We start from the raw sequence: 512 nt of genomic DNA, 5'->3' as shown, positions 1-512 counted from the left end.
GGGGCGCGGCCGTCCGCGACCAGACCGGCGGCATCGATCTCGTCGTCGAGACCGGTGGCCCGGCGACCTTCACGCAGTCGCTGATCGCCAGCACGCTTTACGGGCACATCGTGCTCTTGACGCTGCAGGATGCGAAAGGCGGATCGATCCAGCTGCCGGCGGCACTCTACCAGCGCAGCCTCGCCACCATCAGCCGCCTGTTCGTCGGCAGCCGGACCAATCTCGAAGCCATGCTGCGCGCCGTCTCGCAGCACCGCCTGCGGCCCGTCATCGACAAGGTCTTCGCCTTTACCGAGGCCGGCGATGCCTATCGCTATTTCCAGCAGGGCGACGTCTTCGGGAAGGTGATCATCGACGGCGCCTGACCCATCGAGTCCTCAAACCCAAGGGAGAACGACCATGACAATTCGTGAAGCCTCGGCCAAATGGCAAGGGACGTTGAAGGAAGGTTCGGGCCGGTTGCGGCTCGGCAGCGGCGTCTTCGAAGGCGCCTATTACTTCCCGTCGCGGTT

Annotated in this window: 1 protein-coding gene; it reads left to right on the top strand. The window is 64.8% G+C overall.

The genetic code is table 11. From position 1 onward, the window contains the following. Positions 1 to 365, top strand: a 365-nt coding sequence (locus ENZ74_RS33895; RefSeq protein ID WP_164761509.1) for a zinc-binding dehydrogenase, incomplete at its 5' end; no start/stop codon positions are given. Between the last annotated feature and the right edge of the window lie 147 nt (positions 366 to 512).

Origin of the sequence: Mesorhizobium sp. M7A.F.Ca.CA.002.15.2.1, assembly GCF_003998715.1 — a bacterium.
GTDB classification, from domain to species: Bacteria; Pseudomonadota; Alphaproteobacteria; order Rhizobiales; family Rhizobiaceae; genus Mesorhizobium; species Mesorhizobium ciceri.
Note: the sequence above shows the minus strand (reverse complement) of the source record. Positions and strands in the feature narration are given on the sequence as shown.